General features: G+C 62.2%; 21 protein-coding genes and 1 tRNA gene. 1 reads left to right on the forward strand and 21 read right to left on the reverse strand.

From position 1 onward, the window contains the following. Nucleotides 1-216: 216 nt before the first annotated feature. The 7 genes from QCE48_RS13450 to QCE48_RS13480 form a co-directional block, all read right to left on the reverse strand. Nucleotides 217-292: transfer RNA gene (locus QCE48_RS13450), tRNA-Thr, on the reverse strand. A gap of 18 nt (nt 293-310) precedes the next feature. Continuing rightward, nucleotides 311-793, reverse strand: a complete 483-nt coding sequence (locus tag QCE48_RS13455) for a ClpXP protease specificity-enhancing factor (RefSeq protein ID WP_309787237.1) — start codon at nt 791-793, stop codon at nt 311-313. Between the two features lie 65 nt (nt 794-858). Further along, nucleotides 859-1,470 carry a glutathione S-transferase N-terminal domain-containing protein gene (locus tag QCE48_RS13460; RefSeq protein WP_031362199.1) on the reverse strand — a complete coding sequence of 204 codons (612 nt, stop codon included), beginning with the start codon at nt 1,468-1,470 and terminating at the stop codon, nt 859-861. A 98-nt stretch (nt 1,471-1,568) separates the two neighbouring features. Further along, on the reverse strand, nt 1,569-2,324 hold the full coding sequence (locus tag QCE48_RS13465) for a cytochrome c1 (RefSeq protein ID WP_309787234.1): 756 nt from the start codon (nt 2,322-2,324) through the stop codon (nt 1,569-1,571). Nucleotides 2,325-2,346: 22 nt separating this feature from the next. After that, nucleotides 2,347-3,729 (reverse strand): cytochrome bc complex cytochrome b subunit, encoded by a 1,383-nt coding sequence (locus QCE48_RS13470; protein WP_309787232.1) that lies wholly within the window; start codon nt 3,727-3,729, stop codon nt 2,347-2,349. Then, complete coding sequence (gene petA / locus QCE48_RS13475) at nt 3,729-4,349, reverse strand: ubiquinol-cytochrome c reductase iron-sulfur subunit (protein WP_087632508.1); 621 nt, start codon at nt 4,347-4,349, stop codon at nt 3,729-3,731. The genes QCE48_RS13470 and petA overlap by 1 nt, the downstream gene beginning before the upstream one ends. A gap of 214 nt (nt 4,350-4,563) precedes the next feature. Further along, nucleotides 4,564-5,310 (reverse strand): Nif3-like dinuclear metal center hexameric protein, encoded by a 747-nt coding sequence (locus tag QCE48_RS13480; RefSeq protein ID WP_309787231.1) that lies wholly within the window; start codon nt 5,308-5,310, stop codon nt 4,564-4,566. Between the two features lie 20 nt (nt 5,311-5,330). On the opposite strand from QCE48_RS13480, the gene QCE48_RS13485 reads away from it, so the two are divergent. Continuing rightward, nucleotides 5,331-6,554 (forward strand): Do family serine endopeptidase, encoded by a 1,224-nt coding sequence (locus QCE48_RS13485; RefSeq protein ID WP_309787230.1) that lies wholly within the window; start codon nt 5,331-5,333, stop codon nt 6,552-6,554. 89 nt (nt 6,555-6,643) lie between these two features. Here the strand turns inward: QCE48_RS13485 and tatC are convergent, their stop codons facing one another. The 14 genes from tatC to hisD form a co-directional block, all read right to left on the reverse strand. Continuing rightward, a complete protein-coding gene (gene tatC / locus QCE48_RS13490; protein WP_309787229.1) occupies nt 6,644-7,420 on the reverse strand; it encodes a twin-arginine translocase subunit TatC in 777 nt (258 codons plus the stop codon). A gap of 47 nt (nt 7,421-7,467) precedes the next feature. After that, nucleotides 7,468-7,989, reverse strand: a complete 522-nt coding sequence (gene tatB, locus QCE48_RS13495; protein ID WP_309787228.1) for a Sec-independent protein translocase protein TatB — start codon at nt 7,987-7,989, stop codon at nt 7,468-7,470. A 36-nt stretch (nt 7,990-8,025) separates the two neighbouring features. Beyond that, nucleotides 8,026-8,253 (reverse strand): Sec-independent protein translocase subunit TatA, encoded by a 228-nt coding sequence (gene tatA / locus QCE48_RS13500; RefSeq protein ID WP_309787227.1) that lies wholly within the window; start codon nt 8,251-8,253, stop codon nt 8,026-8,028. A gap of 160 nt (nt 8,254-8,413) precedes the next feature. Next, nucleotides 8,414-8,776 (reverse strand): histidine triad nucleotide-binding protein, encoded by a 363-nt coding sequence (locus QCE48_RS13505; protein WP_309787225.1) that lies wholly within the window; start codon nt 8,774-8,776, stop codon nt 8,414-8,416. A 64-nt stretch (nt 8,777-8,840) separates the two neighbouring features. Beyond that, on the reverse strand, nt 8,841-9,233 hold the full coding sequence (locus QCE48_RS13510; protein WP_309787224.1) for a DUF4870 domain-containing protein: 393 nt from the start codon (nt 9,231-9,233) through the stop codon (nt 8,841-8,843). 33 nt (nt 9,234-9,266) lie between these two features. After that, complete coding sequence (locus QCE48_RS13515; protein WP_116566285.1) at nt 9,267-9,635, reverse strand: phosphoribosyl-ATP diphosphatase; 369 nt, start codon at nt 9,633-9,635, stop codon at nt 9,267-9,269. Then, nucleotides 9,632-10,036, reverse strand: coding sequence for a phosphoribosyl-AMP cyclohydrolase (gene hisI, locus QCE48_RS13520; RefSeq protein WP_309787221.1), 405 nt, complete (start codon nt 10,034-10,036; stop codon nt 9,632-9,634). Before hisI ends, QCE48_RS13515 begins: the two co-directional genes overlap by 4 nt. A gap of 3 nt (nt 10,037-10,039) precedes the next feature. Further along, nucleotides 10,040-10,813, reverse strand: coding sequence for an imidazole glycerol phosphate synthase subunit HisF (gene hisF / locus QCE48_RS13525; protein WP_309787220.1), 774 nt, complete (start codon nt 10,811-10,813; stop codon nt 10,040-10,042). A 94-nt stretch (nt 10,814-10,907) separates the two neighbouring features. Next, the gene (gene hisA, locus QCE48_RS13530; protein WP_309787218.1) at nt 10,908-11,660 is read right to left on the reverse strand and encodes a 1-(5-phosphoribosyl)-5-[(5-phosphoribosylamino)methylideneamino]imidazole-4-carboxamide isomerase; all 753 of its coding nucleotides are present in this window, start codon (nt 11,658-11,660) and stop codon (nt 10,908-10,910) included. Nucleotides 11,661-11,813: 153 nt separating this feature from the next. After that, nucleotides 11,814-12,455, reverse strand: coding sequence for an imidazole glycerol phosphate synthase subunit HisH (gene hisH, locus QCE48_RS13535; RefSeq protein WP_309787217.1), 642 nt, complete (start codon nt 12,453-12,455; stop codon nt 11,814-11,816). After that, entirely contained in the window at nt 12,452-13,072 is a 621-nt protein-coding gene (locus QCE48_RS13540; protein WP_309787215.1) for a MarC family protein, read from the reverse strand. The genes hisH and QCE48_RS13540 overlap by 4 nt, the downstream gene beginning before the upstream one ends. A 65-nt stretch (nt 13,073-13,137) precedes the next feature. Further along, nucleotides 13,138-13,725: an imidazoleglycerol-phosphate dehydratase HisB gene (gene hisB, locus QCE48_RS13545; protein ID WP_062638205.1), complete on the reverse strand. Its 588-nt coding sequence runs from the start codon at nt 13,723-13,725 to the stop codon at nt 13,138-13,140. 34 nt (nt 13,726-13,759) lie between these two features. Then, complete coding sequence (gene hisC, locus QCE48_RS13550) at nt 13,760-14,830, reverse strand: histidinol-phosphate transaminase (RefSeq protein WP_309787214.1); 1,071 nt, start codon at nt 14,828-14,830, stop codon at nt 13,760-13,762. Nucleotides 14,831-14,901: 71 nt separating this feature from the next. Then, nucleotides 14,902-16,227 (reverse strand): histidinol dehydrogenase, encoded by a 1,326-nt coding sequence (gene hisD / locus QCE48_RS13555; protein ID WP_309787213.1) that lies wholly within the window; start codon nt 16,225-16,227, stop codon nt 14,902-14,904. Nucleotides 16,228-16,247 lie beyond the last annotated feature (20 nt).

Raw genomic sequence — 16,247 nt, forward strand, 5'->3', positions numbered from 1 at the left:
TCAGCCGCTTAACTACCGCCGCCACCCCTTCCGTTCTGCGTCGCTGCATCAGCAGCAGAGAAACGAGATTATGAAGAACGTTTCGCTTTTCGTCAACAGGTCTGGAAAACTTTTTTGTCGACCGCGATGCTCGCTTAAAGCATCAGACCACTTCGCACCTTCTGCCCAGAAAGCAAACGGGTCACGCGAACATCACGCGACCCGTCGGCGCTTGTCTGGTGCCGGCTGCAGGACTCGAACCCGCCACCTCATGATTACAAGTCAAGCGCTCTACCAGATGAGCTAAGCCGGCGAAGCACAAGATTCTACTTCATTTGATCACTTTGAGGTGAGAGCGCCCGACCGATTTCGACGTCTCCTCCCCGGCGGAAGCACGCTCTCCCGTCGCCGATTCTGCTGCAGCCGCTTCATCGATCTCGGCCTGATCGAGTTCGGACGAACGCGGCGCCCCGGACGCATCCGACGCCGAAGCGAGCGTCGCCGGCTCGACCGGGAATGCCATGCCCTGGCCGTTCTCTCGCGCATAAATGGCGAGCACGTTCGCGACCTGCACCTCGATCTTGTGCGACTTGCCCGAGAAGCGCGCGCTGAACTCGATCCACTCATTGCCCATCTGCAACTGGCTCGTCGCCTCGAAGCTGATGTTCAACACGATCTCGTCGTTGCGCACGAACTGGCGTGGCACGCGCGTGGAGTTGTCGACCCGGACCGCGATATGCGGCGTAAAACCGTTATCCGTGCACCACTCGTAGAGCGCGCGCAGCAAGTAAGGTTTGGTGGAAATCTCTTGCATCAACTGTCCTTTACCGGAACGCGGCGCCGCGAAACCCGCGACGCCCACGTCCGCACTCGCAAAACTCAGCGGCGCATCACCTTTTCCGAAGGCGTCAGCGCTTCGATATAGGCCGGGCGGCTGAAAATCCGCTCGGCGTACTTCATCAACGGCGCAGCATTCTTCGACAACTCGATGCCGTAGTGATCCAGACGCCACAAGAGCGGCGCGATCGCGACGTCGAGCATCGAAAATTCTTCGCCGAGCATGTACTTGTTCTTCAGGAAGATCGGGGCGAGCTGCGTCAGGCGATCGCGGATCGCGTTGCGCGCCTTCTCGTGATTCTTTTCCGCGGCCTTGCCCTTTTCGTTCTCGAGCGTGCCGACGTGGACGAACAGTTCCTTCTCGAAATTCAGCAGGAACAGACGGGCGCGGGCGCGCTGAACCGGGTCGGCCGGCATCAGTTGCGGGTGCGGGAAACGCTCGTCGATATATTCGTTGATGATGTTCGACTCATACAGGATCAGGTCGCGCTCGACCAGAATCGGAACCTGTCCGTATGGGTTCATCACCGCGATGTCTTCCGGTTTGTTGAACAGGTCGACGTCGCGGATTTCGAAATCCATGCCCTTTTCGAACAACACCAGCCGGCAGCGCTGGGAGAACGGGCAAGTAGTGCCGGAGTACAAAACCATCATGTTTTTAAGGTCCCTTCAGAAAACTTGACGGGCCAACGCACGAAAAGCGCCTCGAGGAGGCGCTTCGGTCACGCTGGCCCACACCGTTCGCGGCGTGTTTATTTAATGTCCTTCCAGTATGACGCGTTCAGGCGCCACGCGAGAAAGCTCAAAATACCGAGGAACATCAGCACCCAGACGCCCAGTTGCTTGCGGGTCTGCTGGGCGGGCTCCGACATCCACGAAAGGTACGAAACCAGATCGGCCATAGCAGAATCATAATCTACGGACGACATCAACCCCGGCGTGACTTGCGTGTAGCCCGCGAAATGTTTTACCTTTTCGCCGGTTTTTTCGTCGGTTTCGGTATCGAACTTCGCCGTGCGGATGCCCTGCAACGTCCAGAGCACGTGCGGCATTCCGACGTTTTCGTACACGCGGTTGTTCCAGCCCGTCGGCCGCGTTTCGTCGCGATAGAAACTCCGCAAGTACGTATAGAGCCAGTCCTTGCCGCGCGCCCGCGCTTCCACCGACAAATCCGGCGGCGACGCCCCGAACCACGTTTTCGCGTCCTCCGGGCGCATCGCGATCGACATCGTGTTGCCAATTTTGTCGGTCGTGAAAAGCAGGTTCTGCTGGATTTCCTTCGGGTCGATGCCGAGATCCGTCAGCCGGTTGTAGCGCATCAGGTTCGCACTATGGCAGTTCAGGCAATAGTTTACAAACAATTGGGCGCCATGCTGCAGGGACGCGAAATTGTCGGCGCTGTCGGGCGCGTGGTCGAGCGGGACTTCGCCTTCGGCGTAAGCCGGCGCCGTGCCGAACGCGACGAGCGCAGCCCCGATCAACGCCAGTGTAGAGAGCCATTTTTTCATCGTGTTGTCTCCGGGCGCAGCGTCAATGGGATTTGAAGCGCACGCGCTCAGGCGGCTGTTTGAAGCGCCCGCGCGGCGTCCAGAACGGCATGCCCAGGAAGAACGCGAAGTAGATCAGTGCGCAAATTTGCGCGATGAGCGTCGCGGCGGGCGATGGCGGCCGGGTCCCCAGATAGCCGAGCAACAGGAAAGCGAACACGAAGATGCCGTAGAAGACCTTGTGGAAGAACGGACGATAGCGAATCGATTTCACCGGACTGCGGTCTAGCCACGGCAGGAAAAAGAGCGATACGACCGCCGTTCCCATTACCACGACACCCCAGAACTTCGATTCCGTCAGCGCCATGAACACGATCACCGCAATCGCCAGCACGGGCAGCGCGAGCCGCCACTTGCCGCGCGCGCGCAACAGCGCGAACACGCCGAGCAGGCCGATCACGATCATCAGCACGATCTTGAACGGATCGGTGGTCGCGCGGAGCATCGCGTAGAACGCCGTGAAATACCAGACCGGCGCGATTTCCGGCGGCGTTTGCAGCGGGTTCGCCGGCACGAAGTTGTTCGCTTCGAGGAAGTAGCCGCCCATTTCCGGGGCAAAGAAAATGATCGCCGAAAAAATGAACAGAAACACGCACACGCCCATGAAATCGTGCACGGAGTAGTACGGATGGAACGGGATTCCGTCGATCGGGATGCCGTTCGCGTCTTTTTTCGCCTTGATCTCGATGCCGTCCGGGTTATTCGACCCGACTTCGTGCAGCGCCACCAGATGCGCGACCACGAGCCCGATCAGCACGAGCGGAATCGCGATCACGTGAAACGCGAAAAAGCGGTTCAGCGTCACATCCGACACGACGTAGTCGCCGCGAATCCACAGCGACAGGTCCGGGCCGATGAAGGGAATCGCCGAGAACAGGTTCACGATCACCTGCGCGCCCCAGAACGACATCTGTCCCCACGGCAGCAGGTAGCCGAAGAACGCTTCGGCCATCAGGCACAGGAAAATCGCGCAGCCGAAGATCCACACGAGCTCGCGCGGCTTGCGGTACGAGCCGTACATCAGCCCGCGGAACATGTGCAGATACACGACGACGAAGAACATCGACGCGCCCGTCGAGTGCATGTAGCGGATGAGCCAGCCCCACGGCACCTCGCGCATGATGTACTCGACCGATGCGAACGCGAGCGTCGCGTCGGGCTTGTAGTTCATGACGAGGAAGATGCCGGTGACGATCTGCAGCACCAGCACCAAAAGCGCGAGCGAGCCGAAGAAGTACCAGAAGTTGAAATTCTTCGGCGCGTAGTACTCGGAGACGTGCTTCTTCCACGTCGACGTCAGCGGAAAACGGCGGTCGATCCAGCCAACCAGCCCGGTTGTTTCAACTTCGTTGTCTGCGAGCGCCATTAAGCCTCTCCCTTTTCGTCCTTGCCGATCACGAGTTGCGTCGCCGACGTGAACATGTACGGCGGCACGTCCAGGTTCTGCGGCGCAGGCTTGTTCTTGAAGACGCGGCCGGCCAGGTCGTAGGTCGAGCCGTGGCACGGGCAGAGAAACCCGCCGGGCCAGTTGTCGGGGAGATTGGGTTGTGGGCCTTCCTGAAAGCGCGGCGTCGGCGTGCAGCCCAGATGCGTGCACACGGCGACCGCGACGAAGATGTTCTTGTGATCGGCGCGCGAACGGAACTCGTTGTTGCAGTATTCCGGCAACGGCATCGAAAATTCGAGCTTCGACTTGGGATCGGCGACTTCGTTGTCGGCTTTCTTGACGTCGGCGAGCTGCTCGTCGGTGCGGTTGATGATCCACACCGGCTTGCCGCGCCAGGCGACCGTCATCATGTCGCCGGGCTTGAGACTGCTGATATCGACTTCGACGGGCGCGCCCGCCGCCTTGGCCTTTTCCGAGGGAGCAAACGAACTAACAAAGGGTACGACAGTGGCTACGCCTCCAAAGCCACCCGCTACGGTCGTCGCAATCAGCCAGTTTCGCCGGCCGCCGTCGACGCGCTTCTCTTCCTTGTCTCGCATTACACGCCCCAATTCTGAGTTGGATTTATACCGTCACATCAGTTCTTCCGCCGCTAGTGTGCGCGAATGGAGCCGTCATTTACAAGGCCCGAATAGCAGAAATCACTCGAAGTCCTTGATGCTTCAGGGTTTCCCCGCACGTTTTTGCCTCTTTCTGACGAAGCGCTTATTTACGCTTATTGCGGCGCCGCAATTAACCGCGACGCGCGCTTATTCAAACAGGATTATCGATATCAATAAAGAGATGTTCGATGTCGAACTGCTCGGACAGGTGCGCGCCGACCGCCTGGACGCCGTAGCGCTCGGTCGCGTGATGCCCGGCCGCGAGGTACGCGACGCCGCTTTCCATCGCGATATGCATCGTCTGCTCGGAGACTTCGCCGCTCAGATAGACGTCGGCGCCGGCCGCGATGGCGTCGTCGAAATAGCCTTGCGCGCCGCCCGTGCACCACGCGACGCGCCGCAACTCGCGATTCGCGTCGCCGAGAACGAGCGGCTTGCGGCCGAGCGCGTTCTCCACCGACGCCGTGAAGTGTTCCAGCGACAGCGGCATCGGCAACGGCGCGATCCAGCCGAGATCCTGATCGCCGAAACGGCCGTCCGCGATCAGCCCGAGCCGCGCGCCGATCTGCGCGTTGTTGCCGAGTTCCGGATGCGAATCGAGCGGCAGGTGATAGGCGAAAAGACTGAGATCGTTCGCGATCAGCGTGCGCACGCGCTGATACTTGCGCCCCGCGATCTGGGGCGCTTCGTTCTTCCAGAAATAGCCGTGATGCACGAGCACGGCGTCGGCACCCCATTCGACCGCTGCCTCCAGAAACGCGAGCGAGGCCGTCACGCCGGTCGCGAGTTTATGAATCCGCCGCGCGCCTTCGACCTGCAGCCCATTGGGGCAATAGTCCCGGAAGCGGCCGATTTCCAGCAGATTGTTCAGATACAATTCGAGTTCGATCCGATCCATGAAATCCTCTATTCCATCAAATGCTTAGACGCTTCTGGCTCTTTTTTGCCCAAGCGGTGACCGTGCTTTTGGCGCTGATGTTCATCGTCGCGACCTTAAAACCGCAGTGGCTGCAACGCCAGGGCCAGTTCGGCAAGCAACTCGCCGAACCCATCGTCGCATTGCAGGAAGTGGCGCCGAGCATCGGCACGCGGCCCGTGCAATCGTCGTATGCGGAAGGCGCCCAGAAGGCGATGCCCGCGGTCGTCAACGTGTTCTCCAGCAAGGACGGCAGCCTGCCGCCCGACCCGCGCGCGAAAGATCCGCTCTTTCGCTACTTTTTCGGCGACAAGAACAAGCGCAAGAGCGACGAGCCGCCGGCGTCGAACCTGGGCTCGGGCGTGATCGTCAGCTCGGAAGGTTACATTCTAACGAACCAGCATGTCGTCGACGGTGCGGATCAGATCGAAGTCGCGCTCGCCGACGGGCGCACGTCGAGCGCGAAAGTGATCGGCATCGATCCGGAAACGGACCTCGCCGTGCTCAAGATCAACATGACGAACCTGCCGACCATCACGCTCGGGCGCATGGACCAGACGCGCGTCGGCGACGTGGTGCTCGCGATCGGCAATCCGTTCGGCGTCGGCCAGACCGTGACGATGGGCATCGTGAGCGCGCTCGGGCGCAATCACCTCGGCATCAACACGTTCGAGAACTTCATCCAGACCGACGCCGCGATCAACCCGGGCAACTCGGGCGGTGCGCTCATCGACGTGAACGGCAACCTGCTCGGCATCAACACGGCGATCTACTCGCGAAGCGGCGGCTCGCTCGGCATCGGCTTCGCGATTCCGGTGTCGACGGCGCGCAGCGTGCTGGAGAGCATCATCACGACGGGTACGGTGACACGCGGCTGGATCGGCGTCGAGCCGCAAGACGTGACGCCGGAGATCGCCGAATCGTTCGGGCTGGACCAGAAGTCGGGCGCGATCGTCGCGGGCGTGCTGCAAGGCGGCCCGGCCGACAAGGCGGGCATCAAGCCCGGCGACATTCTCGTCAGCATCAACGACGACTCGATCACCGACACCACACGCCTGTTGAACGTCGTCGCGCAGATCAAGCCGGGGACGTCGGTGAAAGTTCATTTGATGCGCAAGAACAAGGAACTCGACGTCAACGTGATGATCGGCAAGCGGCCGGCGCAGCCGCGCGCGCCGCAACTGCCCGAGGACGGTCAGGACGATCAGGGTCAGGGGGACGAATGAGGCCTTGATGGCTGCGTCGATTTGTCGCAGACCCAAAAGCAAAGGGCAGCTTCTTGCGAAGCTGCCCTTTTTATTTCTGGCGCCGTGGATTATTCCGCGGCCGCCTCTTCCTTCTTCACGCCTTCCTTCCCGACGATCATCCGCGCCGCGATGATGCCGGCCTCGTAGAGGATGACGAGCGGGATCGCGAGAATGAGCTGTGAAAAGACGTCCGGCGGCGTCACGACGGCCGAGATGACGAACGCGCCGACGATCACATATGGCCGGATCTCCTTCAGTTTCTTGATCGACACGACGCCCATGCGCGCGAGCAGCACGACGACGATCGGCACCTCGAATGTCACGCCGAACGCGATGAACATCGTCAGCACAAAGCTCAGGTAATTGTCGATATCGGTGGTCATCTCCGCGCCGAGCGGCGCGTTGTAGTGCGCCATCACGCGAAAGATCGTGGGAAACACGACGAAGTAGGCGAAGGCCATGCCGCACAGGAACAGCGTATAGCTGCTGCCGACCAGCGGCGCGACCAGTTTCTTCTCGTGCTGGTACAGCCCCGGCGCGACGAACGCCCAGATCTGGTAAAGCACCAACGGCAGCGCGATCACGAACGCGACCAGCATCGTCACCTTCATCGGGACGAAAAACGACCCGGTGACGTCCGTCACGATCATCTTGCCGTCCTTCGGCAAATTCTGCATCAAGGGCCGCGCGAGCAGCTTGAAGATGTCCGGCGCCCAGTACACGAGCCCGATGAAAACGACGATGACCGAAGCGCCTGCACGGATGATGCGGTCGCGCAATTCGACCAGATGCGAGATGAACGTCTCTTCAACGGCCTCGTCTTTGTTGTGTTGCGGGTCGCTCACGCCGGCCCTCGGTTGGGGATCATCAATGGAAGGAAAATCCATGCGGGTCAGAAAAACTTCGTCGGACGGCGCATGGTCGCCGGCGTATGGCGGGCGACGCGCGCCGCGCCCGACTGCACGCGAGTGCGCCGGCCCGTCGTGCGCTTATACCAGCCAGGCACGGCGGTCTGCTTGACGCGCCAGTTCTTGCGTTTGCCCGACGACGAACCGTTGCGCCAACCGTCGTAGCTCGCCGACGCCGTCTCGGCCGCCGCCCCGCCCGCGATGCTGGACGATTCCGACGAACCCTGATTCCACGCGTCGTTGAGTTCGGCTTCGTGCTTGCGCAGATTGTCCTGAATCGACGTTTCTACATTCGACGCCGCCGTTTCGAACTGCGTGCGCATCTTTTTCAGTTCGTCGAGTTCCATCTCGCGCGCAACTTCCGACTTGACGTCGTTGATGTAGCGCTGCGCCCGGCCGAACAGCGCGCCGGCCGTTCGCGCGACGCCCGGCAGCCGTTCCGGCCCGAGCACCACCAGCGCGACGACGCCGATCAGCGCCATTTTCGTCAGACCGAGGTCGAGCATGGAGTCGAGGTTTCCTGAAATCTGTGCGGGTTGGGATCAGCGGAAGTCGTTCGAACGCGACTTTTCCTTCGCTTCGACGTCGACTGCACCGTTGCGCGGCAATTCGCGTTGCTCGCCGGGCGTTTCGCCCTCGCGCATGCCTTCCTTGAAGCCTTTCACCGCGCCGCCCAGGTCGCCGCCGATGTTGCGCAGTTTCTTCGTGCCGAATACGAGTGCCACAATGAGCAACACGATCAGCCAATGCCAAATGCTTAAAGAACCCATGAATGAAAACTCTCCTTGATTCCGCCGTGCCCAATCGGCCGCGTCGGTGAATTCAGGCCTTCCGGCCTTGGGCGGGAGCGAAAATGTGCCGCCCGGAATCTTTCATTTTGCGCGTCCAATATTTCATTGGAAAGGCGTAAATTGCGTCTTTATTGCGCGATTAACCCATGCGGCGCCACGGACGAGCGCCAGCCAGCAGATGCGCATGAATGTGATAAACCTCCTGCCCGCCGCCGGGCCCGGTATTGATCACGGTGCGAAAACCCGTATCGCCGCCGGTGTACGCCACGCCCAGTTCGTCCGCGAGACGCCCTACCAGACTTACCATTCTACCAAGCAGCGGCGCGTCGCTTTCGGTGCAGTGCGAAAGTGTCTCGATATGTTTCCGCGGGATCACCAGAACATGAACCGGCGCCGCGGGATTGATGTCATTGAAGGCAACGAACTCGTCGTCTTCGTACAGTTTCTTGCTCGGAAGCTCGCCTGCGGCGATTTTGCAGAAGATGCAGTTGTCGTGGCTCATGAATGTCCCGGTTCGTCCCGCAGGTTATTGTCGAAGGCTCATTGCCGGCAGCCGGGCGCGCGCGTCAGAACCAGGCGCGCGGCTCGATCGGCTTCTCTTCATAAAGATACAGCCAGCCCTTGATCACGCGATAGAGCGTCCAGATGCCGACCGCAAAAAGTATCGGAAAGCCGATCAGCACGAACAGCAGCGCAACGCCGATCAAATGCCCGAGCACCGCCCACCAGAACGTGCGGATCTGCCATTCGAAGTGCGCCTGATAAGGCGTGCCAGCCACGTCGTCACGCTTGACGTAGTTGATGATGATCGCGATCAGCACCGTGATGCCGCCCGTCAGCCAGTAGGCGGCGTAGAGGCCGTACAGGACGTGGGTCAGCGTGCGCAGGCCGCGTTGGCGTTCGGCTTCGGCCGAATTCTGATAGGCGGGCGGCGGATAGGGTTCATACGGTTGATTCATGTCGATCCCTCCTTCATCCGGCAAAAATGCTCGTCAGCCGCCGTTTTGCTCGCGCTCGCGCGATTTGCGCAGCGCCTTTTCTTCGATGCCCGACAAGCCTTCGCGTCGCTCCAGTTCAGCGATCACGTCGGCCGGGTTCAAGTCGAAGTGCGACAGCATCACGAGACAGTGAAACCACAAATCGGCGACCTCGCCGACGAGCGCCTTCGGCGCGCCGCCGTGCCGCGAATCCTTCGCGGCGAGCACCACTTCGGTCGCTTCCTCGCCGATCTTCTTCAGAACGGCGTCGTCACCTTTATGAAAGAGTCGCGAAACGTAGGATTGTTCCGGGTCGCCGCCCTTTCGGCTGTCGATAATCGCGGCGAGGCGCAGCAGCGTGTCCTGCGTGTTGATTTGCGTCATTTGTAGATGTGTTCGGGGTCTTTCAGGACCGGCTCGACGGCGATCCAGCCGCCGTTGTCCGCCGATCCTTCGAATTTCTGAAAAAAACACGAATGGCGGCCGGTATGGCACGCGATGCCCGATACCTGCTCGACCTTGAGCAGCACGACGTCTTCATCGCAGTCGAGCCGGACGTCGTGCACATGCTGAACGTGCCCCGATTCCTCGCCCTTGAACCACAGGCGCTTGCGCGAACGCGAGTAATAGACGGCGCGCTTCAGCTCGATCGTCTTGACGAGCGCTTCGCGGTCCATCCACGCGAACATCAGAACGTCGCCTGTCGCGGCTTCCTGCGCGATCACCGGCACGAGGCCGTTCGCGTCCCATTTGACCTTGTCGAGCCACTCGCTCTGCGTGCTCATGGCTCAGATCCTCACCGAAATGCCCTGGTCGGCCATGAAGCGCTTCGCCTCGCCGACCGTGTGCTCGCCATAATGGAAGATGCTCGCGGCCAGCACGGCGTCCGCGTGACCGTCGACGATGCCGTCCGCCAGATGCTGCAACGACCCGACGCCGCCCGATGCGATCACCGGTACCGGCACCGCATCCGACACGGCACGCGTGAGTGCGAGGTCGAAGCCGGACTTGGTTCCGTCGCGGTCCATGCTGGTCAGCAGGATCTCGCCCGCGCCGAACTCGGCCATCTTGCGCGCCCACTCGATCGCGTCGAGCCCGGTTGCCTTGCGGCCGCCGTGCGTGAACACTTCCCAGCGCGGCGTTTCGCCTTCCGCCGACACGCGTTTTGCATCGATCGCGACGACAATGCATTGCGAGCCGTGCTTTTCCGACGCGTCGCGCACGAGCTGCGGGTTCGCGACCGCCGACGAATTCATGCTGATCTTGTCCGCGCCCGCGTTCAGAAGCCGCCGCACGTCTTCCACGGCGCGCACGCCGCCGCCGACCGTCAGCGGAATGAACACCTGCGACGCGACCGCTTCGATGATCGGCAGGATCACGTCGCGCTGGTCGGACGTCGCGGTGATGTCGAGGAAGGTGAGTTCGTCGGCGCCCTGATCGTCGTAGCGGCGCGCGATTTCGACCGGATCGCCCGCATCGCGCAATTCGAGGAAGTTGACGCCCTTCACCACGCGGCCGGCGGTGACGTCGAGACAGGGGATGATGCGTTTAGCGAGAGCCATGTGCTTGCAGATAGGGTTGCTGCGGATGCAGCGCCGTTCATACCGGCGCGTGCGCCGGCCGAGTGCCGCGCCCAGACCGCGAGCGCCGCGGGGATCAGGCGTCGTCGGCTTCGCGCAGCATGTCGGCGCGCGTTTGCGCGGCGGCGAAATCGAGATCGCCCGAATAGATCGCGCGGCCGCAGATCACGCCTTCGATCCCCTCGTCTTCCACCTCGCAAAGCGAAGCGATGTCGTCCAGGTTCGAGAGGCCGCCGCTCGCAATCACGGGAATTTTCACCGCCTGCGCGAGCCGCACCGTCGCTTCGATGTTGATGCCCTGGAGCATGCCGTCGCGGCCGATGTCGGTGTAAATGATCGCTTCGCAGCCGTAATCCTCGAACTTGCGGCCGAGGTCGACGACTTCATGGCCCGTCAGCTTGCTCCAGCCGTCCGTTGCCACCTTGCCGTCTTTCGCGTCCAGCCCGACGATGATATGGCCCGCGAATGCCGTGCAGGCGTCCTTCAGGAAGCCCGGATTCTTGACCGCCGCCGTGCCGATGATCACGTATTCGAGACCGTCGTCGAGATAACGCTCGATCGTATTCAGGTCGCGGATGCCGCCGCCCAGTTGCACCGGAATGTCGCTGCCGACTTCCTCGATGATCGCGCGAATCGCATCCTCGTTCTTCGGCTTGCCGGCAAATGCGCCGTTCAGGTCGACGAGATGCAGCCGTCGTGCGCCCCGGTCGACCCAGTGCCGGGCCATTGCCGCCGGATCTTCGGAAAAAATGGTCGCCTGGTCCATATCGCCTTGCTTGAGGCGTACGCACTGACCGTCTTTAAGATCGATGGCCGGAATGAGCAACATAGAAATCGCGTGTTATCAGTTGAGGGTTGGTCAAAACGGTCGGGTGCATCAGGCGCCACGCCTGCTCGCGACCGTCTCGCTAGTGTAGTACAAGTCTCGCGACGCACACGGATGCATTCGGGATAAGCCAGAACGCCGGTTTCGACGCGCGAATCACGGATTCCAGTGCACGAAATTCCGGTACAGCCGCAGGCCCGCGTCGGCGCTCTTTTCCGGGTGAAACTGGGTCGCGAAGATATTGTCGCGCGCGACCGCCGAGGTGAACGGCGCGCCGTACACCGTTTCGCCGGACGTGTGCGCCGGATCGGCCGGCACCACGTAATAGCTGTGCACAAAATAGAAGAAGGCGCCATCCGCAACGCCGTCCCACAGCGCATGAGGCACGGCCTGCCGCACGCGGTTCCAGCCCATCTGCGGCACCTTGAAGCGCGAGCCGTCGTCCTGCAACTGGCCGTCGAGCTGAAAACGCACCACCTTGCCCGGCAGCAGTCCGAGGCCCTTCGTGTCGCCTTCCTCGCTCCAGTCGAAGAGCATTTGCTCGCCGACGCACACGCCGAGCATCGGCTTTTCACGCGCGGCTTCCATCACGGCGTCCTGCAGGCCGGACGCCGACAGATGCGCCATGCAGTCGCGCATCGCGCCCTGGCCCGGCAGCACGATCCGATCCGCCGCGCGAATCGCTTCGGGCCGCTCGACGATCGCCACGTCGGCTTCGGGCGCCGCCTTTTTCAGCGCCTGATACACCGAGCGCAGGTTGCCCATTCCGTAATCAACAATCGCTATCGAAGTTTTCATTTCAAGGTAGGCAGCAAGGCCTTCAATCCGTCGACGATGAATTCCACCGCCAAAGCCGACAACATCAAACCCATCAGGCGCGTCCCGATATTGATGCCGGTGCGCCCGACCCAGCGCGCGATCGGCTCGGCCAGGTTCAGCGCGCCGAAACAGAGGCCGGCGAGCACCGCGCCGATCACGATCAGACCGATGCGGTCGTACCAGTGAGGCGCATTGGCAGAATAGACGATCACCGTGCTGATCGAGCCGGGGCCGGTCAACAGCGGAATCGCGAGCGGCACGACGGCGACGCTGTTCTTCAGCTCCGCCTCGTGGCGCTCTTCCGGCGTCGAGCGCGTGTTGCCGATCTGCGCATTCAGCATGTTGATCGCCATCAACAACATGATGATGCCGCCGCCGACTTCAAGCGATCCGACCGAAATCCCGAAGAACGCGATGATCTGCTGCCCGAAGAGCGCCGTCACCCCGATCACGCAGAACACCGAGATCGATGCGATGCGGATCGTGTTGCGCTTTTCGAAGTCCGACTGTTGTGCGGTCAGGCTCAGAAAGAACGGGATCGCGCCGACCGGGTTGATCAGCGCGAGCAGGGAAATAAACGATTTGAGCCAGTCCATCGAGGGCCATTAGTGCACTGTCGCGCGGGCATGCCGCCCGCAGAGTCCGGACCCGTCCGGGGAAATTAAAGGCTGCCCTTGGTCGACGGAATCTGGCCCGCGGCGCGCTCGTCAAATTCGACGGCCATGCGCAGCGCGCGGCCGAACGCCTTGAACACGGTCTCGACCTGATGGTGCGCGTTGATGCCACGCAGGTTGTCGATATGCAGCGTCACGCCCGCGTGATTCACGAAGCCGCGAAAGAATTCGATGGTGAGATCGACGTCGAAGGTGCCGATGCGCGCGCGCGTGAACGGCACATGGAATTCGAGTCCCGGCCGGCCGGAAAAGTCGATCACGACGCGCGACAGCGCTTCGTCGAGCGGCACGTAGGAATGGCCGTAGCGGCGAATGCCCTTGCGATCGCCGATGGCCTTCGCCACCGCCTGCCCGAGCGTGATGCCGGTGTCTTCGACCGTGTGGTGGTCGTCGATATGGAGGTCGCCGTGCGCTTCGACCTCGAGGTCGAAAAGGCCGTGGCGCGCGATCTGGTCGAGCATATGGTCGAGGAACGGCACGCCGGTGGCGAGCTTCTGCTTGCCGGTGCCGTCCAGATCGAGCTTCACACGGATCTGCGTTTCGCTGGTGTTGCGAACGACTTCCGCAATGCGCATGGTGATTCCTTGAGACTTTTAAGAAAGCGGGGTTTTAGTGCAGCGCGAGCTTAAGAGCCGCGATCATCTGCGCGTTCTCTTCAGCCGATCCGACCGTCAAACGCACACAATTTGCGAGCAATGGGTGCATTTTACTCACGTTTTTGACCAAAACCCGCGATGTCAGCAGGGTTTCAAAGGTCACTGCCGCATCCGGCACGCGCACGAGCAGGAAGTTGCCCGCGCTCGGAAAAACCGTCGCGCCGGGCAGCGCCGCGACTTCCTTCGAGAGCTTCGCGCGTTCGGTGCGAAGTTCGGCGGCCTGCGCGTCGAGCACGTCGAGGTGGTCGAGCAGGAACTCAGCCGTTGCCTGCGTCAGCACGTTGATGTTGTACGGCGGGCGCACTTTGTCGAATTCGGTGATCCACTTCGCCGTGCCGGCCATGTAGCCGAGACGAATGCCGGCCAGACCAAGCTTCGACACCGTGCGCATCACGACGACGTTGTCGAATTCCGCGGCGCGCGGCATCCACGTCTTTTCCGCGAACGGCTGATACGCCTCGTCGATCACGACGAGGCTCTTGTGCGCCGCCGCGATCACGCGTTCGATGTCGGCGTCGTCGTAGAGCGTGCCGGTCGGGTTGTTCGGATACGCGAGATAGACCAGCGCGGGCGCGTGCTCCTCGATGACGGCGATGAGCGCGTCGGCATCGAGCGTGAAGTCCGCGTTCAGCGGCACGCCGATGAAGTCAAGATGCGCGAACGCCGCCGACATCTGGTACATCACGAAGCCCGGCACGGGCGCGACGACCTTCGCGCCGGGCTTCGCGCACGCCATCGACAGCATGCTGATCAGTTCGTCCGAGCCGTTGCCGAGCAGCACTTCGCAGGCAGGCGGTACGTTCATCGCGCGCTTGATCTTCGCGATCAGGTTCGCCGGCCGCGGCGCCGGGTAGCGATTCAGCGCGACGCCCGCGAGATGCTCGCCGAGCTTCGCGGCGAGATCGTCGGGGAGGCGGTAGGGATTTTCCATCGCGTCGAGCTTCACGAGGCCGGTTGAGTCGGGCACGGGGTAGCTCGTCATCGCGAGGACGTCGGGGCGGATGATGTCGTGTGGTGTCGTCATGGTCTCGGCGGCCGCTCTCGTCGGCCGAACGGCGGCTCTCGGGCCGCCTCGGTCCTGGGGCAATGGGCCGCTTACTGGCCCGTGTTTTTCATCCGGTATTCGGCGCTGCGCGCGTGCGCCTGCAAGCCTTCGCCGTAGGCGAGTTCGGCGGCGATCTCGCCGAGCGTCTGCGCGCCTTCCGCGCTGACTTCGATCACGCTCGAACGCTTCATGAAATCGTAGACGCCGAGCGGCGACGAAAAACGCGCCGTGCGCGAAGTCGGCAGCACGTGGTTCGGGCCGGCGCAATAGTCGCCGAGACTCTCGCTCGTGTAGCGGCCAAGGAAGATCGCGCCCGCATGGCGGATCTGCGCGGCCCAATGGTGCGGGTCGAGCGCCGAGATTTCGAGGTGTTCCGGCGCGATGTCGTTGGCGATCGCGCAGGCTTCGGCCATGCCCTTCACCTTGATCAGCGCGCCACGGTCTTCGAGCGAGCGCTGGATCACGTCGCGGCGCGGCATCGAAGGAAGCAGTTCGACGATCGCGTCTTCGACGCGCTGGATGAACGCCGCGTCCGGGCACAGCAGAATGGACTGCGCGAGTTCGTCGTGTTCGGCTTGCGAGAAGAGGTCCATCGCGACCCAGCGCGGGTCGGTGGTGGCGTCGCAGATCACGAGGATTTCGGACGGCCCCGCGATCATGTCGATCCCGACGGTGCCGAACACGCGGCGCTTCGCCGACGCCACGTATGCATTGCCCGGGCCGCAGATCTTGTCGACGGCCGGAACGCTTTCCGTGCCGTAAGCGAGTGCACCGACCGCCTGCGCGCCGCCGATCGTGAACACGCGGTCCACGCCGCCGAGCAGCGCCGCCGCGAGCACGAGCTGATTCTTCACGCCGTCGGGCGTCGGCACGACCATCACGATTTCCTTCACGCCCGCGACACGCGCCGGAATCGCGTTCATCAGCACCGACGACGGATACGCCGCCTTGCCGCCCGGCACATAGATGCCCGCGCGGTCGAGCGGCGTGACTTTCTGGCCGAGGACGGTGCCGTCGGCTTCGGTGTATTGCCAGCTATGACTGCCGCACTCGATGCGCTGCTTCTCGTGATAGCCGCGCACGCGCGCCGCCGCCGCTTCGAGCGCCGCGCGGCGCTTCGGTTCGAGCGCTTCGAGCGCTGCTTCGAGTTCCGTCTGCGGCAGTTCGAGCGCCGCGACGCTTTCCGCCTTCAGCCGGTCGAACTGGTTCGTGTAGTCGAGCACGGCTGCGTCGCCGCGCGCCTTCACGTCCGCGAGAATCTGCGCGACGGAGCGTTCGATGGCTTCGTCCTCGCTCGCCTCGAACGCGAGCACCGCGTGCAGCGCCTGATGAAAACCGTTGGCGCTGGAATCGAGTTTGCGAATCTTGATAGACATGCTGGTTTTCCGTTTCAGTA

The organism is Caballeronia sp. LZ024 (assembly GCF_031451455.1).
Lineage (GTDB): Bacteria > Pseudomonadota > Gammaproteobacteria > Burkholderiales > Burkholderiaceae > Caballeronia > Caballeronia telluris.